Raw genomic sequence first — 20,635 nt, 5'->3', positions numbered from 1 at the left:
TCCGTTGGTATTTCAGCTTAGTTTTGATTAATGCTAACTTGATTTGCGACCTGAAGTGCCAGTTCGCGTGCCTGTTCAATGCTTTCAGCACGTGCAGTCGCAACGCCCATGCGACGCCGTTCGAAGCCTTCAGGTTTGCCAAACAGGCGCAAATCAGTATTGCCGTCTGCTAAAGCAAGATTCAGGCCAGAAAATGAAAGATTACGATCATCTACCCCGGCATAAATCACCGCGCTGGCAGCCACACTATGCCGTGTGGTATTGACCGGCAGGCCTAAAATCGCACGTGCATGCAGTTCAAATTCGCTTTGAAATTGAGAGGCGAGTGTTACCAGTCCGGTATCGTGTGGACGAGGAGAAACCTCACTAAACCATACTTGGTCGCCTTTGATAAAGAGTTCTACACCAAAGATTCCGCAACCCCCCAGTGCTGTGGTGACTTTGTGGGCAATGCGTTTAGATTCCTCTAGCGCTGCCGGAGTCATCGGCTGAGGTTGCCAACTTTCGACATAGTCGCCCGAGTCCTGACGATGGCCGATCGGATCGCAATAAGAGGTTTCGATCTCGCCGGTTGCCGGATTTTTTGCACGAACAGTCAATAAGGTAATTTCAAAATCAAAGTCAATTTGCGATTCGACAATCACTGTACCCTGATTGACGCGTCCACCAGTTTGCGCATATTCCCAAGCCGCGTCTACCTCTGCAAAGCTTTTTACCCGAGACTGGCCTTTGCCAGAAGAGGACATGACCGGCTTGACAAAGTTTGGATAGCCGACATCATCACAGGCAGCACGGAAGGACTCTAAACTGTCAGCAAATCGGTACGCTGAAGTTGGCAGCCCCAGTTCTTCTGCGGCCAGACGGCGAATGCCTTCGCGGTTCATGGTCAGATTGACCGCTTTAGCCGAAGGAATGACGGTCGCAATATTTTGTTCTTCAACGTCAACCAGTACTTGTGTGGCAATGGCTTCAATTTCAGGAACGATTAAATGTGGCTGGATTTGATGGATCAATTGTTTTAATTCTTCAGCATCGGCCATATTCAAGGTATAGGAATAATGCGCGACTTGCATGGCAGGTGCATGCTCATAACGGTCAGCAGCATGAACTTCGACCCCAAGACGTTGTAGTGAAATCACCACTTCCTTGCCCAGTTCACCAGAACCCAATAATAGAACTTTATAGGCAGAAGCTTGCAGGGGAGTACCAATAGTCACGCTCATGTGTGTCATCCATGCTTGATTTTATGGACTTTTAGCATAGCAGAACTGAGCCGGCAGTTAAGCCAAGATTCATACAAAATTGTGATATTGTCCAACAGTTTTATTTATAAAGTTTTTCTGGATGTAAGTAAGGCGTAATTGTCATGTCACTGATCTGTCAGACTGATTTGAAGACGGTATATCCTGTTTTGGCAATAGCTTTTTTCTATCTACAACTGGTCGAGTATTAAAAAAGTATAAAAGAATACGGAAATGATTTTATTTGAGCTTTTTCTTTCAGGAAAAATGATAGGGATCAGCTAATTATTTTTATATAATAAAGACCTATACTATTCCATAAGCATAAGTCTTTATCTTGATTGATCAGTCAGTTCAAGCTTAAAACGTCATCGGCACATAGGTATAAACCAGACCATAGGTCAGTGCTGCGGTCAGGGTCGCCATCACGATGCGTTTGAATTTAAAGTACAACGCAGTGAGTACGATAAATCCGACCAGCATCGCAATACTTTTATTCGGTGTTTCTAATAATGGCGGTAAGGTAGCAACTACCAGCATGGAGCTGATTGCCGCAATGCCGATTGAACCCAAGGCAATTTTTAGCCACAATGCTCCGCGTTTTTGTGAGCCTTGCTGAAATTTCTGAATCACAAAAAAAGGCCCGAAGCGTGAGACGAAATTGGCGATCCCGACGACAATGCCGACCAGAATAATCTCTAGATTCATGCTTGATCTCCTGCATGTTCAGGATCTGGCTGTTTTAAGATATAGTGCTTGAACAGGCCGGCAAAAATACCGGAACTGATACCAATGAAAATCGCGGCAGACAGATCAATAAAGTAACAGGCCACAGCAGAAACCAGAATGGTGACAGTCACAACAAAAGTATGTTTCTTCTCAAAAGCAGCCAAGAGGAAACTCAGGAACAGCGCAGGTAACAGGAAGTCTAGAGCCGCTTGCAAGAATTGCGGCAGATTGCTGACCTGATCGGCAAATAAACCACCGAGAAAAGATCCCAATGCCCAGGACATCCAGCTAAACAGGCTTAAACCCAGCATCCAGGATTCAGACCATTCCTGACGCCGTTGCGAGAGCTTGATCATGCCGGAAGCAAAAACCTCATCGGTCAGACCCCAAGACCAGATCGCAGTTTTCTTTAAATTCAGCCGGTCTTGAATCAGGTTTTGCAGCGCAGGGCCATAGAGCAAATGCCGAATGTCTAGGGCAATCACCGTTAATGCCGTCATCCAGATAGATGTGCCACTGCCTAAAAGTGCGACCACAAGGAACTGGCTGGCACCTGCATACATCGAGCAGGAAAGAAACAGCGCTTCCCAAGCCGTAAAGCCAAACTGAGTGGCTGAAACGCCAAAAGCAAACGACACTGGTAAATAAGTGAAGATGATCGCTTGGCTATCTTTTGCACCTTGCCAGAAGCCAGCAGGTTGCGTAGCGAGTTGATTCTGTTCAGACATGACACACCTTGAAGGAGAGTTGAACGATGGGTCAAATGAAGATTGTGTATTCTACGTGAATTTAATAGCATAGTGCCGAAATGTTTAAATTGGCGAGCCTGATATGTGGATGTTCAAGACACGTACGATGCTGACAGCTGCTTTAATGAGCACTGCATTGTTGTTACAAGCGTGTGGGAATGACAGTCAATCGACTGATAAGCCAGAAATTAAACCGGCACCTAAATTGACTAATGATGCGACCACCTATGCCAATGCGGCATGGCAACTGATCAATAAAGTCGATCCACTGGTTTATAATAAAGAAGTGGATCAGCTGGAAACCCAGGTGCGTCAACCGGCACGTAAGCTGAGCACAGACTGGCGTATTAATGTCAAAATGACCGATTCGGTGACTGAAGGTAAATATGCTCTGTGTCGTAAAGCCTTAACCAGTCTGGAAATCTGGGCGCGTACCGTGATCGACAATGGCAGCAGTCTGGAACAAAAGCAGGCGGATTATGAGCGGGATAAACTGCAATGTCAGAATGCGATTGATAATCCTGAATTGGGAAATACTGATCCCAAACAAAAAGGTACCGCGATTGCTAATATGCAATAAACCTTTAGCCATTTAGTTATAAGCATAAAAGCCAGTCATTCAGACTGGCTTTTTTAGGATGAGACAACAGCAAGACTCTAAAAAGAGGGTATCCACACATGTTCTAATAAAATCACAAATACACCACAGATCAGGAGTGTGCTGCCAATTATGCGCTTAATCAGAATAGGTGTAGACATGGTCGATCTCCTTAAATATTTAAAGCTAAAGCGTGTTCAATGCTTCCAGATAACGACGATTCACTTCTTGCCAGTTCACAACATTGAAAAAAGCCGAGATATATTCCGGACGACGGTTTTGATAGTGCAAATAATAGGCATGTTCCCAGACATCCAGACCTAAAATGGGAATATTGCCATGCATCAGTGGAGAGTCCTGATTGGCGCTGCTTTCTACAATAAGTGTTTGATCTGGCGCAACACTCAGCCAGGCCCAACCGCTACCAAAACGGCTCAGTGCTGCCTGGGTAAAGGTGTCTTTAAATGCCTCGAATCCGCCTAATTCATGTTCAATGGCCTTTGCAATTTCAGCTTCTGGATGGCCGCCACCGTCTGGACTCATAACTGTCCAGAACAGGGAGTGATTGGCATGTCCACCGGCATTATTGATCACGTTCTGTTTTAATTGCTGCGGTACTTCATTGAATTTGCTAATTAAGGCTTCGACCGATAAATCTTCCCATTCGGTTCCTGCGATCCCTGCATTGATATTATTAATATAGGTTTGATGATGCTTGCTATGATGAATTTCCATGGTCTTGCTATCGATATGAGGCTCTAGGGCATCATAGGGATATGGCAGTACAGGCAGGGTATAGCTCATGGTCAGGATTCCTTTGCTAGAATGAAGTCATGTTATTTTTCATTAGATTTAACATACGCCTGAATTTAATATTTTTATATGAGAATAATTATCATTATTGTTAATATGTGTGAATTATGCGTTGCCTGTAAGTTTTCTACGCTCGGTCATCTTATTTCCTAGGTAATAAAAAAGCCCCAGAAGGGGCTTTTTCACACAGCAAATACTTAGACGTTAAAACGGAAATGTAAAACGTCGCCATCCTGAACGATATAGGTTTTACCTTCTAGACGCCATTTACCGGCTTCTTTTGCACCCGCTTCGCCGTTGTACTGCACGAAATCATCATAAGCAATACATTCTGCGCGGATAAAGCCTTTTTCAAAGTCGGTATGAATTACACCAGCGGCTTGCGGTGCAGTTGCACCAACTTTCACAGTCCAGGCACGAACTTCCTGTACACCTGCGGTGAAGTAAGTTTGTAAGCCAAGTAGTGAATAACCTGCACGAATCACCACGTTTAAACCAGGTTCTTCCATGCCCATCGCTTCCAGGAATTCAGCACGGTCTTCATCTTCAAGCAATGAAATTTCCGCTTCAATCTGGTTGCAAAGAGGTACGACAATTGCATTTTCTTCAGCAGCCAATTTTCTCACTGCATCCAAATGCGGGTTATTTTCAAAACCGTCTTCAGCAACGTTGGCAATATACATGGTTGGTTTAAGCGTCATTAAGCCAAAGCCACGTACCAGTTTACGTTCGTCATCATCCAGATCCGCTGCGCGAGCCGGTTTGCCTTCATCGAGTAAAGGCTGGATTTTTTCTAATACTGCTTTAGTAGCAATTGCTTCTTTGTCACCACCTTTGGCAGATTTAGTCAAACGGGTAATCGCTTTCGCCACCGCGTCGAGATCTGCAAGCGCGAGTTCTGTATTAATCGTGGCGATATCATCCAGTGGATCAATACGACCATTCACATGAATGACGTTTTCATCTTCAAAACAACGTACCACGTGAGCGATTGCATCAGTTTCGCGGATGTTGGCCAGGAACTGGTTACCTAAGCCTTCACCTTTAGAAGCACCAGCGACCAGACCTGCGATGTCCACAAATTCCATAGACGTTGGAATCACGCGCTGCGGTTTAACAATTGCTGTCAATTTGTCTAAACGTGGGTCAGGAACAGGCACGATGCCGGTATTTGGTTCAATGGTACAGAACGGGAAGTTTTCTGCAGCAATAGCAGCTTTGGTTAAAGCATTGAAAAGTGTAGATTTGCCAACGTTCGGCAAGCCGACAATACCGCAATTAAAACCCATGAAATAACTCACAAAAGCGTTATATAAAAATTGCCCCCGATTTTACATGAAAGCACGGCTAAAGTCAGGTCATGCACTTGTGGTTTATTGCAATCAAATGCTTCTTATAACTTAAAAGCTCCGCTGAGCTTTCCCGGATTTATTATGAGTCCGCCGAATATAGAGGAATAATCAGCCAGTATTGTACTTTTGGATAAAAATCACATTGTTTTTCTAAAATTGAGTGACTAAAGTATCTGAATAAAACAGCGGCCTATACGCCCTGATCCAATAACGATAAACATGGAGCATGCATGCGAACTTTATACCAGTTTCCTTTATCTCACTTTTGCGAAAAAGCACGTTGGATGCTGGACCATAAAGAGCTGTACTATGTTGCTCACAACCTGATTCCCGGCGTACATCGGGCTTTTGCCCGACTGAAAACAGGACAGAATCGTCTGCCTATTTTGCGCGATCAGGACAAATGGATTGCAGATTCAACCCAGATTGCGCTTTATCTGGATGATACTTATCCAGAACATCGTTTATTGTATGCTGAAGGACATTTTCGAAATAAAGCCTTAGAAATTAATGAAATTACTCTGGAGCTGGGTCGTCATGTCCGCCGCTGGATGCTCTCTCAAGCGCTGACTTCCGATCATGAATCTCTCGATATTTTAATTGGTGAGCAGGGCTATTTGCGCCAGTTTGAAAAATTTTCTAAACCTTTATTAAAAGCGATGGTCGCCAAGGGTTATGCATTGAATGAGGAAACCGTGGCGGAATCCAAACAGCATATTGATGTCACTGTACAGCAACTCAATCAGATGCTGGTTAGTCAAGGTGGATATTATTTTGTCGGAAATCGTTTAGGTCTGGCGGATATTGCTGTCTGTTCTATGCTTGCTCCATTATTGGCGATTCCGGGGACGCCGTGGGAAAAAGAAAATTTTGAAACCTTGTCCGAAGAATATCGTGATTATCAGCAGCATTTAAATGCGTTGCCTCTGGGTGAATATATTTGTCGTATTTACCGAACCGAACGCAATGCGCGAGTAGACTGGCGTGGTGTATAAGCTTCAAGGCAAATCCTAAAATTAAAAACGCGCATTTGCGCGTTTTTAATGAGATGATGATTAACCCCAAGGATTATTTGGGTCGATATCAATATTTTTACTAAAGTGATTGAACAGTGAACCAAAATCAAAGCTGGATGAACCACCACCACTGCTGATATTTTGAATCGTATCTTGAATGTCAGGCAGAATAGCAGACAAGTCAATATTGGAATCTGTGGCACCCACATCTTGGACCAGATCACCTGGATCGGGTAATTCAATCGAAGAGCTATTATCAATCAATTGCCCAATGCCTCCGGCAATGCTCCCTGGATCAAACCCGTTTGAAGCAGAGGAAATTCCTTCGATCAGAGTACCCAGATCCAGATCACTATCTAGATTGAGATGACCCAATAATCCTCCTAAATCTATGCCATTTGAGCCATTCGCGATCAGGCCGCTGAGTAAATCGGTAAAGCCATCGAGATCAAAATCCCCCGCTGCATTCTCACCGACAAAACCGCTAATTAAATCTGTGATAGCACCGATATCAAAATCATTGCCTGTATTGCCGCCGATTAAACCGCCGATCAGATCTGCAATCGCGCCGATGTCGATATCACCTAGTGCACCAGACCCACCAATCAGACCACCAACCAGCTGAACGATTTGTGCAATATCAATCTCGCCATTACTGCCGATGAGGTTGCTGACCAGATCTGCAATCGCAGCAATGTCGATGTTGCTTGAACCACCGATGAGACCACTCACCAGTTGGGCAATTTGTGCAATATCAATCTCGCCATTACCGCCGATGAGGTTACTGACCAGATCTGCAATTGCAGCAATGTCGATGTTGCTTGAACCACCGATGAGACCACTCACCAGTTGGGCAATTTGTGCAATATCAATCTCGCCATTACCACTGATGAGGTTGCTGACCAGATCTGCAATTGCAGCAATGTCGATGTTGCTTGAACCACCGATGAGACCACTCACCAGTTGGACAATTTGTGCAATATCAATCTCGCCATTATCACTGATCAGGTTGCTGACCAGATCTGCAATTGCAGCAATGTCGATATTACCTAAGTCGCCAGAACCGCCGATTAGACCACCAACCAACTGAATGATTTGTGCAATATCAATCTCGCCATTATCACTGATGAGCTTGCTGACTAGATCTGCAATTGCAGCAATGTCGATGTTGCTTGAACCACCGATGAGACCACTCACCAGTTGGGCAATTTGTGCAATATCAATCTCGCCATTACCGCCGATGAGGTTACTGACCAGATCTGCAATCGCAGCAATGTCGATATTACCTAAACCACCAGAACCGCCGATCAGGCCGCTGACCAGCTGAGCGATTTGTGCAATATCAATCTCGCCATTACCGCCGATGAGACCGCCGACGAGTTTGGAAAGAGCACCAATATCCAGATTGCTGCTATTGTTCGCCATTAGGCCATTCAACAAGTTGGTGATCTGGCCAATATTAAAACTGCCTCCATTGGATTGGGTTAAGCTGCTGATCAGACTCTGAATATCTAACTTCGAAGCATTTGAACCAGACAACTGAATTAATAAATTGCTCATATTTGCGCTGTTCAGACTATGTCCAGAGAGAAGGCTGTTTAATAATGAGCTCACGGAAGATTGTGAATTAGAGCCGTTTAGACTGCCAATGAGATTGCTAAGCGTACCTGAGGCTGTTCCAGCGAATAAGCCACCTAACAGGCTTTTAGTTTGTGTTTCAGCCGTTAAGACAGGACTCACCTTGGTTTTAATCAAACTTAAAATTTTAGAAGCCATGAGCATTCCTTATTTAATATTTTTGAAAAATGCTATTTTTATTTTTAGTGCGGCTTTGTTTTAATCTATTTCTATACACTTGTAAAAGATAAGTGGCTGAACTGTGCGGGTACTTGAAGGTCTGGCTTATATTTTACTGGACTAATTAAACTTAAACTATTAAAAAATAAATAATTAATAGAAATTAACATTGGTCATTTTTTAGAATTATATGATTAACGGTTATCTGGTTCAGGATTGAAAGTTACTTTATAAAATGGCAGAAGATTTGGAAAATATTTTCAGAATATGAAAACTTTGTGAAAAATAAATAAATATTGTATAACAGGGAGAGTGCAATATTTTGCTATTTTTATTGATTATTAAGAAAGAGTATAAAAATGGAACTGGATCGTTTCGATAAACATATTCTAGAAATATTGACCCATGAGGATGTCAATCTGAATGAACTGTCAGAGCGGGTAAATTTATCTGTGAGTTCAGTCCATCGCCGGATCAAACACTTGATCGATCAAAATATTATCAGTGGCTTAAAGCGTGAAATTAATTATCAGAAATTAGGTTTCACGCTGCATGTACTGTTACAGGTGTCGCTAAGTAAACATGATAGTGATACTTTTGCTAAATTTCTGGAAGAACTGGAAAGTATTCCCGAAGTGATTAATGCCTTTTTGGTCACCGGCCAGTCTGCGGATTTTATTGTCGAAGTAGTGGCGCGAGATATGGAAAATTATAGTGAAATTTTACTCAAGCGTATCGGGAAAATTGAGCATGTGGTTGCACTGCATTCGAGCTTTGTCATTAAAGAATATAATGTCTTTAACTGTAGCGGATTACTCAATAAAGTTTGATCCTAGGCGAGAGTAGTAGACAACTATAAAAAACGCACCCAAGGGTGCGTTTTTAGTTTTGATCAAGCTTAAGCGTCTAATTGCGCCATCACTTCATCAGTAAACTCTACGTTGGTATATACGTTTTGAACATCATCTAAATCTTCAAACATATCGATCATTTTCAAAATCATTTTGGCTTGATCAACATCTGTAATTTCAGCTTTGGTTGAAGGGCTCATCACCACTTCAGCATTGTCAGACTTCAGACCTGCTGCAGTGAGCGCATCCTGTACATCACCAAAGCTTTCAGGCGTGGTAATTACCAGAATTTCATCTTCAGCAATTTCAATATCTTCCGCGCCTGCTTCCAAAGCTACTTCCATGATTTGATCTTCTAAAGAAACATCTTCAAAAGTGATCTCGCCACGTTTGGTAAACAGATAAGCCACTGAACCGGCAGTACCTAAGTTACCATTGGTTTTTGAGAAGCAATGGCGAACATCAGGAACAGTACGATTCAGGTTGTCTGTCATGGTCTCTACCAGAACAGCAACACCACCTACACCATAACCTTCATAGGTCACTTCTTTCAGGTCGTCGTTATCTTCGCCACCCGCACCACGTTGAATGGCACGGTTGATCACATCACGTGTCATATTTACAGATAATGCTTTTTCAACCACCGCACGCAGACGAGGGTTGCTACCTGCATCTGGACCACCGAGTTTTGCCGCAGTGGTTAATTCACGAATATATTTGGTAAAAAGCTTACCACGACTCGCATCTTGTTTTGCTTTACGATGCTTAATATTGGCCCACTTGGAATGACCCGCCATGCGAACTTTGCTCCTTGTAGATTGGCTGTATGCCTATCAGAATGCCGAAATTCTACCATAAGCTTTTTTTTAAAAAAAAGTGTCTGGATTTGAGATTTCAGGATAAAACAAAAAAATTGTATTAAATTGATAGAAAAGGGGAATGCTATAGTGCAGTTTTTGATTTTATTTTTCAAATTTATACAAATGCTTTGGGAGGACATGAACAGCAAAGGATCTGTTCATGTCGAGCACTGTTACTGAGCTTATTCCGGAATGACAATATCCAGATCCACTTTATCTTTATAGAGCTGTTTGATTAAGGCCAGATCTTGAGCCAGATCTGTTGGATAGATTTTGCCTAAAATGCCACCTTGTTTGGTTCTGGAATTGGCATATAGCAACACAATCGGCACATTGGCAGCTTTGGCAATATGCCAGAAGCCGGTACGGATCGGTTTACGTGCTTCACCTTGCTTGGCACGTGTCGCTTCTGGTGCAATCACCAGATTAAACTTTTCATTATTCTGAAAATGCTCCACCATCTGGGTCACGATATCTTTATTGGCCTTGCGGTCAACAGGAATACCGCCGACAGCTTTTAATAGCGGTTTGAAAGGTCCTTTAAATAGTTCTTTTTTGATCAAGGTATGAACTTTAAGATCATAAATCTGGAAGAGGGCAATCGACAGCACCGCATCCATCATTGAAGTATGTTCAAAGCCAATAATGACCTGTTTGTCTTCGAGTACATCTGGTTCGACATGATATTGCCAACCCGCAAGTTTAAATGCAGATTCGCCAATGAATTTATTTAGCATAAGCACAGATTAAGTAAAAGCCATATGTGGAGAATTGCATAATTTCTTCTTGTTCGGCCATTCAGTCAATAGGCTGGCAAATAAAACGTGTAAATAATGTAGAAATCTATAATTTCTTGATCTTTTTAAACTGAAATATTAAGAGCTAAAATGTATAAATAAAAAATTTTGATATTAAAAAAGTATTATTAGATATAAAAAAAGTCTTAAAATGGTGAAAAAATGACTATCCAGAGCAAGATTTAGTTATTAGACTTTTGTCGAAGAAGAGAAGGGGTATTAATCCTTTCTATTTTGTTGTTCTTTCTACTCTGAGATTGAAAACTATGACATACATTACAGCCTTTGTAGTCTCTTTATTGATTTTAGTGCTTATAATTGTATGGTCTTTCATCGAAATTAAGCAGGATTTGCGTAAAGAAAAAGAAATGAAGTCTCAATTCTAATTTTTCTTTATTCTGCAGCTCATATACTTTTCCATCATTTTTAATATTTTATCAAATATTTTTTGATACTTTATAAATATACTGAGACGTCAAATCTATCAAATGTATGCTTTATTCTATGAGGTTGACGTCAATATTTCAGGCTAGGCTGCCTTAAATTGATCTGTATATACCCATTTTTCTGCATGTCTTTAGACTGAAGTATTAAAGAACTAGAATTTCTTTCGAATCAAGTCATGATGATTGCTGCCTAAGTGTTCAAGTGGTTATAAAAGTACTTGTCTTTCAAAAAAATCTTAGCTAGTATTCATGACGCTTGAACTTATTGATAAATAAAGTTTTCAGCATGTAGGGCCTATAGCTCAGTTGGTTAGAGCAGCGGACTCATAATCCGTTGGTCGACAGTTCAAGTCTGTCTGGGCCCACCAAATTTTATATTTATATAGCTTTATATAAGATCTAAACCCTTAACTCTAAAAGAGTTAAGGGTTTTTTTATGTCTTAAGAATACTCAGGTAGACTCGTAGAAAAACACCCTATTCGTATCCTTGTTTGTATCATAAATTTAAAATATAACTCAGGATACAGGAGCCTAGTTTAATCTAGGAAAATCATAATTTTATGGCTAAATCTAAATTGCTCACAGATACCCAATTTGCAGTGTTAAAACCTAAAGAATTAGAGTATAGGGTTTCGGATATTATGGGTTTGTATTTAAAAGTCGTTGTAACAGGTAAAAATCATGGCAGTTGCGGTTTAAGAATACACTTGGTAAATGGACATAGCTTGGGACTTATCCAGTAATCTCAGTCAGAGAAGCATGTTCAATGGCCATTAAGTATTAAAATGGTGAACTCATTTTAAAAACTAAAAATGAGAAGTTATTGAAAGCTCAACAAAAAGAGAACCTATTTTTTGGTAATTTACTGATTAAATGGATGAAGACAAAGCAAGCTGTATGAACTGATAAAACTTATAAGAAAGAGTATCAGTCGATAGAAAAGCATATATTGCCAGTATTTTGTTATCGTCTATTCAAAGACATACCTGCTTCGGAGTGGAAAGGATTTTTCCAATAAAAACAATTAAATGAACAGATATTCAATCGATTTGAAAAACTAATTTCGTATTGTCGTAATGCTTATGATTTTACCATTGACGATAATTTAACTATTACACTTAAATAAAAATTAGGCAATATTTGAATCAACTTATAAAAAAGAGGTCTGGCTTCAATAGATGAGTTTTATGAGCCATTCTTGAGGATTTTTTATCTAGAAGAATTTTACCTCAGGAAAAAAGTTTATATTTATGAATGGACTGTGATGCACTTCAAAAAATATCAGGAAATAAGATTAAAAGTAGATGAAATGCATTTTACAACTGAGAAAATTATGCTAATAAATAAGAGATGATTTTTTAGTCAGAAATCATGATGTTTCAGGAAGGAATATCTTAAGAAGCGTATTAAAAAAATGATTAAACAGGAGTTTCAAGATGCTTCAGCTATTAAGAAAATTATTTTGCTTGCATATCTATGAGTACGAGCAAATGCAGGAAATCGGGGAACACAGGGAGTGTCGTAAGTGTGGGATCAATAAGGACTGATGTTTTACAAAAAAAAGTGAGCGAGGGCTCACTTTTTTTATGCTTATACTTGGCTAATTTCCGTTAAAATTAGAGTGAAATTCCAAGCTGATGATCGGGCATATGAGCAAAAATTTTCATGCAGATACCTATATCGTAGACAGCAATCTGGCAGATACGCTGCATTGGCTTAGTCTGCATCAAGACAGTTATGAGTCTTTTAGCTATGATGCAATCACTCAGGAGTTGGTGGTGCATCATGCCAATGGAATGGATCAAATCAGAGTTGGAGATTATCTGAATGCCCGCTATGGCATACTGATTACTGCACATAACTTTTCAGCGACTTAATTCACTCCTATATTGCTTAGCCTGCCATCGCATCGGTCGCCAATGCACGTACACTTGGTTTAGGCTGCTCTGCAACCAGACCTAATTTCTCAAATAGCTTTTGGTCACGACCTTGGGCAGTATTTGGGGTGGTCAAAAGTTTTTCACCCGAGAAAATGGAATTGGCACCGGCCATAAATGCCAGAGCCTGATCTGAATCGGTTAACGATTCACGGCCCGCAGAGAGGCGGATGTAGCTTTTTGGCATCAAGAGGCGCGCCACTGCAATGGTACGAATCCATTCAATAACATCCAGTTTTTCTACATCTGCCATTGGTGTGCCTTCAATTGGAACCAGCATATTGATCGGGACAGATTCAGGGTGAATGACCAGCGTGGCAAGTTCATATAATAAACCAATCCGGTCATTACGGCTTTCGCCCAGTCCGACAATACCGCCACTACATACTTTTAAACCGGCTTGACGCACATAATCCAAAGTATCGAGACGGTCATCAAAGCTTCGGGTACTGATAATATGTGAATAATATTCACGAGAAGTATCCAGATTGTGGTTGTAGTAATCCAGACCGGCATCTTTCAAACGTTCTGCTTGGGATGCATTCAACATGCCCAGTGTCATACAGGTTTCCAGACCGAGTGCTTTAACTTCCTGCACCATTTCCAGAACATAAGGCATATCGCGCTCATGCGGGTTACGCCATGCAGCGCCCATACAGAAACGAGAGCTTCCAGAAGCCAGTGCCTGTTTAGCCTCCTGAATGACTTTATCGACCGCGATACGTTTTTCAGCTTCTAGCTTGGAATCATAATGCGCAGATTGTGAACAGTATTTGCAGTCTTCAGGGCATTTGCCTGTTTTGATCGAGAGGAGGGTGCTGACCTGAACTGTATTGGCATTGAAGTGCTCACGATGAACCTGTTGCGCCTGAAACAATAAATCCATTAAAGGCTGCTGATACAGTACCTGTATTTCTTCACGTGACCAATCATTGCGTACTGCATTACTCGTGTTCATATATCTGTCCTTGTTTGTGCTTATTTATCATTCACCTCATCTTAATAAAAATGTGTGTCTGCCTCACTAGCAAAATATGACCTTCTATAACCAACAAAGCCCACACGGGGTGGACTTTGTCATTATATTTAATCCTGAAATTTTTTATTCACGATGACCCCCATGAATATTCTGATTTTGCAGATCGTCACGATGCTGCTTGTTCAGCACTCGTTCATCCTGCTCATGCTGATTGTTCTTAGGAGAATCGATTGGCCCATGTTGGGGCTGCTGCTGTTGTTGCTTCTGCTGTTTAAGCTGATCTAGCTGTTCGTGCTGTTGCTGTTTTTTATCTTGCTCTTGCATCTTCAGTCCCTCTCGTCATTTTTTCATCTCTTTCTTTATGACATAAAGTGATCAAATATTGTGTAAGCCTTATAAGAGATCGAGTGAGCCGAAGTAATAAATTGAAAATTTATGCTGTTTTGGTCAACTGTTCCTGAATCGCCCAATCAATATGCACCTGCACAATTTCGTCATGTAATGCCCGTTGATGTTGTAAAGCGTAAACAATCTTTTCATCAAAAGGTGCATTGCCCAGACCAATTGCGATATTGCGCATGAAGCTTTGATAACCTGTACGACGCATTGGACTGCCTTCGGTCGCACTTAAGAAGGTGGTTTCATCCCATTGCCATAAATCTAGCAAGCTGACCTGATCCAGACCATGTCGTGGATGAAAATCTTCTACCGGGGTGATTTGGGCAAAACTGTTCCAAGGACAAATTAGCTGGCAATCGTCACAACCAAAAACCCGGTTACCAATTCCGCGGCGCAAATCTTCTGGAATAATGCCTTTATACTCGATGGTTAAGTAAGCAATACATCGCCGTGCATCCAGCATATAGGGCTCGACAATGGCCTGAGTTGGACAGATGTCGATACAGGCCGTACAGGAACCACAATGTTTACTGGCAGGCGCATCAAAAGGGAGGTCCAGAGAAGTAAATAGCTCTCCAAGCACAAAGAAAGAACCAGACTTTTTATGAATCAGCAGGGTATGTTTACCTGTCCAGCCCATGCCAGCACTTTCAGCCAGTGATTTTTCAAAAATGGGTGCAGAATCGGCAAAAGGGCGTGATTCAAAATCGCCAACTTTTTCTCGGATTTTTGTCGCCAAGGTTTTTAGCCGACCGCGCATGATCTTGTGATAATCCCGGCCACGGGCATAACGCGCAATAATCGCGGAATTGGGTGCATACGGAACGTAACGTGGCTTTGGAGTCTCGACCAGATAATCCATACGCACGCAGATAATGCTGCGCGTGCCGGGGACAAGTAAGGCAGGATTGGCACGTTTTTCCAGATTATCTTCCAGAAATTTCATGTCGCCATGATAGCCACGATCCAGATATTCCTGTAAGCGCGCTAATTCTGCTTGAGCATCTGGTTTGGCAATGACACAATCAGAAAACCCCAATTCTAGCGCCTGCGCTTTAATCCAGGCTTTTAGCTCGGCTGGATCTTGTTGATAGACTTGAATTTGTGCGTAAGAATCGGGAGTTGTCATAAACCAAAGACAGGGAATAAAAAATGCAGCAACAAGTTTACCATAGCCCTGTTTATCATAGCCAAAGTATTCAAGCATGGGAGCAGCGTTGGTTTCAGCAGCAAAATAGTTCCTATGGTTTGATGCAGCAGGTGGCTTGGTCAGTCACACAGCGTCTGAGTGTGCTATTTAAAGAAAAAAATATACAGAAAATAGCGGTGTGTTGTGGTCAGGGCAATAATGCTGGTGATGGTTATCTGATTGCAAAATATTTAAAACAGGCCGGTTTCGATGTAGATATTTATGCGGCTGAAAAAGGTCAATCAGTGGACTTGGCCAAAGCTTGGCAAGAAGCGCTGGATGCTGGATTGGAAGTAGGGCCGCATTTTCAGTTTAAGCATGAATATGACGCTTATATCGATGCCTTATTTGGCATTGGTTTAAATCGTGAGCTGGATGCGAACTGGCAATCCATCATCCAATTGATCAATGACCAGAAAGGTCTCAAAATCGCGGTTGATATACCGAGTGGACTGCATGCCAATACCGGTCAGCCTTTGCCTATTGCGGTTAAAGCGGATTTTACGTATACGGTTTTGGGCTTAAAGGCAGGACTGTTTACCGGACAAGCTAAGGAATATGCCGCTAAGGTTGAACTGATTTCTGCCATTCCAGTTGATGCCGCACTGCAACCAGTTGCCAAACTTTCCTCACAGCAGATTAAATTACCGAAACGTGAAGCCTTTGGTCATAAAGGCAGTTATGGTCATGTGCTGGTGGTGGGGGGGCATGCTGAAATGGGCGGAGCAGTGATTATGGCAGCAGAAGCGGCATTTGCTGCCGGAGCAGGTAAGGTCACCATTGTCTGTGATGCGAAACACCATACCGCCATTTTGTCTCGTGCGCCGAATATTATGCTGCGTGATATTAATGCTCTCAACATAGAGCAGCGCACAGCCTTAATTCAGCAGGTCGATGCAGTCTGTTTTGGTATGGGCTTGGGACGTGATCAATGGGCAAAAGAGCAATATCAGGCATGGTTTGATTTAATTCGAAATTCAGACTTAGACATTGTTTTAGATGCAGATGCATTGTGGTTTTTAGCCAAACAGCCGCAACAATTAAATTCTAAAACTTACACTACACCGCATCCGGGTGAAGCGGCAACTTTACTTGATTGTAAAACCTTGGACATTGAAACAGATCGGATTCAAGCGATTCATGCCTTAAGGCAGAAGTATGGCGGGCAATGGGTGCTAAAAGGTTCAGGCAGTCTGATTCTGGAACAACAGCTGTATATTTGCACTGCCGGGAATGCGGGTATGGGAACAGGCGGCATGGGGGATGTGCTGGCCGGGATGATTGCCAGTCTAAAGGCACAATTTGCTCAATCGATTCATTTGCATGAAATTGTGACGCTGCATGCACTGGCAGGGGATGAACTGGCCAAAAACGGCGAACGTGGTTTGCAGGCGCAGGACATGAAACATGCAATTTATCAGGTGGTGAATCGCTAAGGAGAATAGTGTGCCAGTCATCAAAATGAATATTTCAGGCCAAGTGCAAGGTGTGGGTTAGCGCTACTGGTTTGCTGAGCAGGCTGTGGCACTCGATTTAAAAGGCTAGGTGAAAAATTTAAGTAGTGGCGAAGTGGAGGCTGTTATTGTTGGCGCAGATTCACCGCTTCAGGAAATGATTGCACGAAGTTGGCAAAGGGCCTGCTTCTGCAATCGGACAAGCAATTATTCCAGAGCATCTGCAATCCGACTTAGGTATTCAAGGCTTTAAAATACTGCGCTAAACATTAACGACGACGGCTGCTGACCCGACTGCGGCCACGTGCCATGCCGCCCAAAGCATTGAGTACCGCCATTTTACTCATACTACCTGAGGCATGTGCATGACAAATGGCAGCCGCCAGTGCATCGGCGGCATCCTGTTGCGGTTTGATGCTGAGTTTCAAAATATTCATCACCATCATCTGTACCTGCTCTTTATCGGCAGCGCCATAACCCACTACAGACTGCTTGATCTGGCGCGCCGTATATTCAGCAACTTTTAAATCCAGATTGACCAGCGCGGCAACAGCAGCACCACGGGCCTGACCCAGTTTCAAGGCAGAGTCAGGGTTTTGTGCCATAAAGACCTGTTCTACCGCGGCTTCTGTTGGGCCATAAAATTTTACAATCCGCTCTATACCGGCAAAAATTCGTTTTAAACGTTCAGGCATTTCCGTGGTTTCTGTGCGGATCGTACCGGCATCGACAAAAGTCAGTTTGGAGCCGTCTTTTTCGATAATTCCGTAACCAGTTAAACGAGAACCGGGGTCAATCCCAATAATTAATGACATGCCTGCACTTTAAAAATAGAATAATGCCCATATTGTTACATAAGCGTATCAAAAAAGCTTGATCCTGATGAAGCAGTTGATTACATCATCCTATTATTTATTTTACTGAGATTAGATTAATTTTCATGAAATTATTTCTTATTATCCTTGCAGGCTTAATCCTAGAAGTATTTGTCTGGATTGGCGTGGGTGACCTCGTCGGGAGCATGTGGTACGTATTTTTCTGGTTTGTGGCTGCATTTTTTATTGGTATGAACCTGATCCGTAAATATTCGGCCGGTGTGATGCCACAGATGCAGCAAATGCAAATGGGGCAGATGAATGCAGATCCTGCATTAACAGGAAATTTACCTAAAATTTTAGCAGGCTTCTTCCTGCTTCTTCCTGGCTTAATTAGCGATGTACTGGCGGTATTAATGCTGATTCCAGCCGTGCAGCAGGTATTTAAAGCTGCCATGATGAAGGCGATGATGAAACGTCAGCAGGCCATGATGGAAAAAATGATGGGTGGCATGATGGGCGATATGGGGGGTGCGCAAGGCCAGAACCCCTTTGCCGAGATGATGCGTCAAATGCAGGATATGCAAAACCAGCAAGCAGGTCGTGGTGATTCAACCATCATTGATGGTGAAGCGCGTGAAGTGAAGCCTGAAGCGAAAAAAATTGAAATGAAAGATATCAATCCAAAATAAGATATTCATCTGCAAAGTTTAAAAGGTTATATTTAAGCCGAATCTGATGATTCGGTTTTTTATTGGAATATTCTCATTAGTTTGAACAAACGTTATAATCATTTTTTATAATTTAACGCTATTTTAATGTCTCTGCTTTTTACCATCTGCCTTCTGCATTTTGTTGCTCAACTAAGTCCTGGCCCTGATGTTCTACTGATCGCCAAAAGTGCTGCATCTACCACACGCCAAAATGCCCTGAAAATTATTGCAGGTATTTCGGCCGGTATTGTCGTGTGGGTGGTACTGACACTGGCCGGATTTACCGTTTTAATCGAGCAGTTTCCATGGGTCCAGCAGGTCTTGATGCTGCTCGGTGGAATATTCCTGGCAAAAATGGGCTGGGCAATGCTCAAAGGTGGTGTGCGCAGTTTTAGGAATAAACATCAGCCCGAAGATGATTCCAATGAACTGGCACAACCCAAAAATTACTTTATGTTGGGTCTATGGACCAACCTCTCTAATCCTAAAACGCTGATCTATTTTAGCAGCGTATTTTCACTGGCACTGAGTTCGTCAGCCTCGGAATATCTGAAAGCACAACTCGCGGTGATTATTCCCTTGCAGACTTTTATCACTTTCGCTTTACTCATGTTGCTGATTTCACAGCCGAAAATTAAAGCTCTGTATCAGCGTTCAGGGAGTTATATTGATATCGTTTCAGGCGGGCTATTTTTACTCTTTGCGTTATGGTTATGGTATGACGCGCTTATTTTGATGAATTAACTGGATGATCATCCAAAGTGGATTCGGTGGGTTTAAGTGAAGAAGACACTAAATTTTCTTGTGTTTTAATCGCTGTTTGATAGCGGTTGGGTCTTAAGCTGGTTTCGGTATTTTCAGAACCCTGATAGCTACGGCTACGGTTGGCACGCTCGCGTAATCCACCTTTTTTAATTAACTGAACCATTGCATATCTCCCATTCCAAGAATTGCTATTGTAAATCAAATCTGGCAGCTATGAAGCTGTTTTTCTGCATAGCGATACTGGTATTAAAGCACCATAAAAAAAGACCTGTTTTTCGGAACAGGTCTCTCAATCAGAGCTGAATAAAATTAACGAAGGCCTTTATTTTCTTCTTGTAAAACATCGAGTATAGAGTGTTGTACGGGAACTTCTTGTTGTTGTGATTGCACATAGACGTGTACCACTTTAAATACGATCGCTGTAGCAAGACAGGCCACTAGACACAAAATCCAGAAGCCAAAAGGACTGCGAATATGATGCGAACCGCAATCTGGACATGATTTTTCTGTAGATTCCACTACTTTTTCGCAGCAGGCACATTGATATTGGTAGTGCATTGTTCTTCTCCCAGGATGTTATCCTTTTTTATTCTTCGATCATGAAAGATGATTTATCACCCTATCATATGAGAGCTTTCACAGGCTTGCAATACGAGATTATCGACAGTTACAGACCATCTATACAGAATCAAAATTAATGACATGCTTATGACAAGATTAGCAAGAAGATGAATGGACGCAGTGCTTATAAAATATACTGAATCTAAACCGGTAGTTATTGAAAAATAAAGCCCGCTTCAAGCGGGCTTTATTAGGGTTTTGTTAAGGATTACTGACCTGAACGGATGATATAATCAAATGCAGACAGTGATGCTTTCGCGCCTTCACCTGTGGCAATGATGATCTGCTTATACGGAACAGTAGTACAGTCACCCGCCGCAAATACACCTTTCACATTGGTTTCGTTGCGTTCGTTAATCAGGATCTCACCACGATTTGAAAGTTCTACCGCTGTTGCTTTTAAGAAATCGGTATTCGGCAACAAACCAATCTGTACGAAGATTCCTGCAAGTTCAACCGTATGTTCTTCATCGGTCGCACGGTCTTTGTATTTCAGTGCAGTTACCTGTGAAC

The 20,635-nt window shown here is 42.1% G+C and carries 23 protein-coding genes and 1 tRNA gene; 9 read left to right on the top strand and 15 right to left on the bottom strand.

Annotated features, from left to right (window positions below):
• Positions 1 to 17: 17 nt before the first annotated feature.
• The 3 genes from purT to FTU45_RS09295 form a co-directional block, all read right to left on the bottom strand.
• On the bottom strand, positions 18 to 1,232 hold the full coding sequence (gene purT / locus FTU45_RS09305) for a formate-dependent phosphoribosylglycinamide formyltransferase (RefSeq protein WP_171063324.1): 1,215 nt from the start codon (positions 1,230 to 1,232) through the stop codon (positions 18 to 20).
• Positions 1,233 to 1,601: 369 nt separating this feature from the next.
• The gene (gene ygaH, locus FTU45_RS09300; RefSeq protein WP_005097402.1) at positions 1,602 to 1,949 is read right to left on the bottom strand and encodes an L-valine transporter subunit YgaH; all 348 of its coding nucleotides are present in this window, start codon (positions 1,947 to 1,949) and stop codon (positions 1,602 to 1,604) included.
• Complete coding sequence (locus FTU45_RS09295) at positions 1,946 to 2,698, bottom strand: AzlC family ABC transporter permease (RefSeq protein ID WP_005097401.1); 753 nt, start codon at positions 2,696 to 2,698, stop codon at positions 1,946 to 1,948. The genes ygaH and FTU45_RS09295 overlap by 4 nt, the downstream gene beginning before the upstream one ends.
• A 103-nt stretch (positions 2,699 to 2,801) precedes the next feature.
• Between FTU45_RS09295 and FTU45_RS09290 the strand changes: the two genes are divergently transcribed.
• Positions 2,802 to 3,299: a hypothetical protein gene (locus tag FTU45_RS09290; RefSeq protein WP_005170291.1), complete on the top strand. Its 498-nt coding sequence runs from the start codon at positions 2,802 to 2,804 to the stop codon at positions 3,297 to 3,299.
• Between the two features lie 204 nt (positions 3,300 to 3,503).
• Here the strand turns inward: FTU45_RS09290 and FTU45_RS09285 are convergent, their stop codons facing one another.
• Positions 3,504 to 4,121: a superoxide dismutase gene (locus tag FTU45_RS09285; protein ID WP_005097397.1), complete on the bottom strand. Its 618-nt coding sequence runs from the start codon at positions 4,119 to 4,121 to the stop codon at positions 3,504 to 3,506.
• A 206-nt stretch (positions 4,122 to 4,327) separates the two neighbouring features.
• Entirely contained in the window at positions 4,328 to 5,419 is a 1,092-nt protein-coding gene (gene ychF / locus FTU45_RS09280) for a redox-regulated ATPase YchF (protein ID WP_005097395.1), read from the bottom strand.
• A gap of 293 nt (positions 5,420 to 5,712) precedes the next feature.
• Between ychF and FTU45_RS09275 the strand changes: the two genes are divergently transcribed.
• Positions 5,713 to 6,477 carry a glutathione S-transferase family protein gene (locus FTU45_RS09275; RefSeq protein ID WP_005097394.1) on the top strand — a complete coding sequence of 255 codons (765 nt, stop codon included), beginning with the start codon at positions 5,713 to 5,715 and terminating at the stop codon, positions 6,475 to 6,477.
• A 60-nt stretch (positions 6,478 to 6,537) separates the two neighbouring features.
• Here FTU45_RS09275 and FTU45_RS09270 read toward each other — a convergent pair whose 3' ends face one another.
• Positions 6,538 to 8,274 (bottom strand): hypothetical protein, encoded by a 1,737-nt coding sequence (locus FTU45_RS09270; RefSeq protein WP_180076307.1) that lies wholly within the window; start codon positions 8,272 to 8,274, stop codon positions 6,538 to 6,540.
• A 380-nt stretch (positions 8,275 to 8,654) separates the two neighbouring features.
• Here FTU45_RS09270 and FTU45_RS09265 point away from each other — a divergent pair, with 380 nt between their 5' ends.
• Positions 8,655 to 9,125: an Lrp/AsnC family transcriptional regulator gene (locus FTU45_RS09265; protein ID WP_100329904.1), complete on the top strand. Its 471-nt coding sequence runs from the start codon at positions 8,655 to 8,657 to the stop codon at positions 9,123 to 9,125.
• Positions 9,126 to 9,193: 68 nt separating this feature from the next.
• Here the strand turns inward: FTU45_RS09265 and FTU45_RS09260 are convergent, their stop codons facing one another.
• On the bottom strand, positions 9,194 to 9,943 hold the full coding sequence (locus tag FTU45_RS09260) for a YebC/PmpR family DNA-binding transcriptional regulator (protein ID WP_005097391.1): 750 nt from the start codon (positions 9,941 to 9,943) through the stop codon (positions 9,194 to 9,196).
• A gap of 245 nt (positions 9,944 to 10,188) precedes the next feature.
• A complete protein-coding gene (locus tag FTU45_RS09255) occupies positions 10,189 to 10,743 on the bottom strand; it encodes a 1-acyl-sn-glycerol-3-phosphate acyltransferase (protein WP_005097390.1) in 555 nt (184 codons plus the stop codon).
• 797 nt (positions 10,744 to 11,540) lie between these two features.
• Here FTU45_RS09255 and FTU45_RS09250 point away from each other — a divergent pair.
• The 3 genes from FTU45_RS09250 (at position 11,541) to FTU45_RS09240 (ending at position 13,127) form a co-directional block, all read left to right on the top strand.
• Positions 11,541 to 11,617, top strand: a tRNA-Ile gene (locus FTU45_RS09250).
• Positions 11,618 to 11,810: 193 nt separating this feature from the next.
• The gene (locus FTU45_RS09245) at positions 11,811 to 11,993 is read left to right on the top strand and encodes an Arm DNA-binding domain-containing protein (RefSeq protein WP_074383277.1); all 183 of its coding nucleotides are present in this window, start codon (positions 11,811 to 11,813) and stop codon (positions 11,991 to 11,993) included.
• 906 nt (positions 11,994 to 12,899) lie between these two features.
• Positions 12,900 to 13,127, top strand: coding sequence for a hypothetical protein (locus FTU45_RS09240; RefSeq protein ID WP_074383544.1), 228 nt, complete (start codon positions 12,900 to 12,902; stop codon positions 13,125 to 13,127).
• Positions 13,128 to 13,143: 16 nt separating this feature from the next.
• Here FTU45_RS09240 and bioB read toward each other — a convergent pair whose 3' ends face one another.
• The 3 genes from bioB to queG form a co-directional block, all read right to left on the bottom strand.
• Positions 13,144 to 14,145, bottom strand: a complete 1,002-nt coding sequence (bioB, locus tag FTU45_RS09235; RefSeq protein WP_180076306.1) for a biotin synthase BioB — start codon at positions 14,143 to 14,145, stop codon at positions 13,144 to 13,146.
• Between the two features lie 144 nt (positions 14,146 to 14,289).
• Positions 14,290 to 14,490, bottom strand: coding sequence for a hypothetical protein (locus FTU45_RS09230; protein WP_005097383.1), 201 nt, complete (start codon positions 14,488 to 14,490; stop codon positions 14,290 to 14,292).
• A 109-nt stretch (positions 14,491 to 14,599) separates the two neighbouring features.
• A complete protein-coding gene (queG, locus tag FTU45_RS09225) occupies positions 14,600 to 15,694 on the bottom strand; it encodes a tRNA epoxyqueuosine(34) reductase QueG (protein WP_005097382.1) in 1,095 nt (364 codons plus the stop codon).
• 23 nt (positions 15,695 to 15,717) lie between these two features.
• On the opposite strand from queG, the gene FTU45_RS09220 reads away from it, so the two are divergent.
• Positions 15,718 to 17,190, top strand: a complete 1,473-nt coding sequence (locus tag FTU45_RS09220) for an NAD(P)H-hydrate dehydratase (RefSeq protein ID WP_180076305.1) — start codon at positions 15,718 to 15,720, stop codon at positions 17,188 to 17,190.
• A 287-nt stretch (positions 17,191 to 17,477) separates the two neighbouring features.
• Here the strand turns inward: FTU45_RS09220 and ruvC are convergent, their stop codons facing one another.
• Positions 17,478 to 18,023 (bottom strand): crossover junction endodeoxyribonuclease RuvC, encoded by a 546-nt coding sequence (gene ruvC, locus FTU45_RS09215; protein WP_159516034.1) that lies wholly within the window; start codon positions 18,021 to 18,023, stop codon positions 17,478 to 17,480.
• Between the two features lie 125 nt (positions 18,024 to 18,148).
• On the opposite strand from ruvC, the gene FTU45_RS09210 reads away from it, so the two are divergent.
• Together FTU45_RS09210 and FTU45_RS09205 are read left to right on the top strand one after the other, a co-directional pair.
• A complete protein-coding gene (locus FTU45_RS09210) occupies positions 18,149 to 18,715 on the top strand; it encodes an FxsA family protein (protein ID WP_005170309.1) in 567 nt (188 codons plus the stop codon).
• A 126-nt stretch (positions 18,716 to 18,841) separates the two neighbouring features.
• Positions 18,842 to 19,480, top strand: coding sequence for a LysE family transporter (locus FTU45_RS09205; RefSeq protein ID WP_005097378.1), 639 nt, complete (start codon positions 18,842 to 18,844; stop codon positions 19,478 to 19,480).
• On the opposite strand, the gene FTU45_RS09200 is transcribed toward FTU45_RS09205, so the two are convergent.
• The 3 genes from FTU45_RS09200 to FTU45_RS09190 all read right to left on the bottom strand — a co-directional run.
• The gene (locus FTU45_RS09200; RefSeq protein WP_100329909.1) at positions 19,464 to 19,664 is read right to left on the bottom strand and encodes a hypothetical protein; all 201 of its coding nucleotides are present in this window, start codon (positions 19,662 to 19,664) and stop codon (positions 19,464 to 19,466) included. The two genes, FTU45_RS09205 and FTU45_RS09200, sit on opposite strands and share 17 nt — an antisense overlap.
• Positions 19,665 to 19,810: 146 nt before the next feature.
• Positions 19,811 to 20,059: a hypothetical protein gene (locus tag FTU45_RS09195; protein ID WP_005097376.1), complete on the bottom strand. Its 249-nt coding sequence runs from the start codon at positions 20,057 to 20,059 to the stop codon at positions 19,811 to 19,813.
• A gap of 271 nt (positions 20,060 to 20,330) precedes the next feature.
• Positions 20,331 to 20,635: FAD-dependent oxidoreductase (locus FTU45_RS09190; RefSeq protein WP_180076304.1), on the bottom strand; the 305-nt coding region annotated here is incomplete at its 5' end.

The organism is Acinetobacter sp. YH12106 (assembly GCF_013418995.1).
Taxonomy (GTDB): domain Bacteria; phylum Pseudomonadota; class Gammaproteobacteria; order Pseudomonadales; family Moraxellaceae; genus Acinetobacter; species Acinetobacter pseudolwoffii.
This window is presented reverse-complemented; position numbering and strand designations above follow the sequence as displayed.

Excerpts from the sequence above, each read along its gene's own strand:
- FTU45_RS09270 (WP_180076307.1), bottom strand. The coding sequence starts at position 8,274 with ATGGCTTCTAAAATTTTAAGTTTGATTAAAACCAAGGTGAGTCCTGTC.
- FTU45_RS09220 (WP_180076305.1), top strand. The coding sequence starts at position 15,718 with ATGCAGCAACAAGTTTACCATAGCCCTGTTTATCATAGCCAAAGTATT.
- FTU45_RS09205 (WP_005097378.1), top strand. The coding sequence starts at position 18,842 with ATGTCTCTGCTTTTTACCATCTGCCTTCTGCATTTTGTTGCTCAACTA.
- FTU45_RS09260 (WP_005097391.1), bottom strand. The coding sequence starts at position 9,943 with ATGGCGGGTCATTCCAAGTGGGCCAATATTAAGCATCGTAAAGCAAAA.
- FTU45_RS09265 (WP_100329904.1), top strand. The coding sequence starts at position 8,655 with ATGGAACTGGATCGTTTCGATAAACATATTCTAGAAATATTGACCCAT.
- purT (WP_171063324.1), bottom strand. The coding sequence starts at position 1,232 with ATGACACACATGAGCGTGACTATTGGTACTCCCCTGCAAGCTTCTGCC.
- ychF (WP_005097395.1), bottom strand. The coding sequence starts at position 5,419 with ATGGGTTTTAATTGCGGTATTGTCGGCTTGCCGAACGTTGGCAAATCT.
- FTU45_RS09200 (WP_100329909.1), bottom strand. The coding sequence starts at position 19,664 with ATGGTTCAGTTAATTAAAAAAGGTGGATTACGCGAGCGTGCCAACCGT.
- queG (WP_005097382.1), bottom strand. The coding sequence starts at position 15,694 with ATGACAACTCCCGATTCTTACGCACAAATTCAAGTCTATCAACAAGAT.
- FTU45_RS09285 (WP_005097397.1), bottom strand. The coding sequence starts at position 4,121 with ATGAGCTATACCCTGCCTGTACTGCCATATCCCTATGATGCCCTAGAG.
- FTU45_RS09230 (WP_005097383.1), bottom strand. The coding sequence starts at position 14,490 with ATGCAAGAGCAAGATAAAAAACAGCAACAGCACGAACAGCTAGATCAG.
- FTU45_RS09195 (WP_005097376.1), bottom strand. The coding sequence starts at position 20,059 with ATGCACTACCAATATCAATGTGCCTGCTGCGAAAAAGTAGTGGAATCT.
- FTU45_RS09245 (WP_074383277.1), top strand. The coding sequence starts at position 11,811 with ATGGCTAAATCTAAATTGCTCACAGATACCCAATTTGCAGTGTTAAAA.
- FTU45_RS09290 (WP_005170291.1), top strand. The coding sequence starts at position 2,802 with ATGTGGATGTTCAAGACACGTACGATGCTGACAGCTGCTTTAATGAGC.
- FTU45_RS09275 (WP_005097394.1), top strand. The coding sequence starts at position 5,713 with ATGCGAACTTTATACCAGTTTCCTTTATCTCACTTTTGCGAAAAAGCA.
- ygaH (WP_005097402.1), bottom strand. The coding sequence starts at position 1,949 with ATGAATCTAGAGATTATTCTGGTCGGCATTGTCGTCGGGATCGCCAAT.
- ruvC (WP_159516034.1), bottom strand. The coding sequence starts at position 18,023 with ATGTCATTAATTATTGGGATTGACCCCGGTTCTCGTTTAACTGGTTAC.
- FTU45_RS09210 (WP_005170309.1), top strand. The coding sequence starts at position 18,149 with ATGAAATTATTTCTTATTATCCTTGCAGGCTTAATCCTAGAAGTATTT.
- bioB (WP_180076306.1), bottom strand. The coding sequence starts at position 14,145 with ATGAACACGAGTAATGCAGTACGCAATGATTGGTCACGTGAAGAAATA.
- FTU45_RS09240 (WP_074383544.1), top strand. The coding sequence starts at position 12,900 with ATGAGCAAAAATTTTCATGCAGATACCTATATCGTAGACAGCAATCTG.
- FTU45_RS09295 (WP_005097401.1), bottom strand. The coding sequence starts at position 2,698 with ATGTCTGAACAGAATCAACTCGCTACGCAACCTGCTGGCTTCTGGCAA.
- FTU45_RS09255 (WP_005097390.1), bottom strand. The coding sequence starts at position 10,743 with ATGCTAAATAAATTCATTGGCGAATCTGCATTTAAACTTGCGGGTTGG.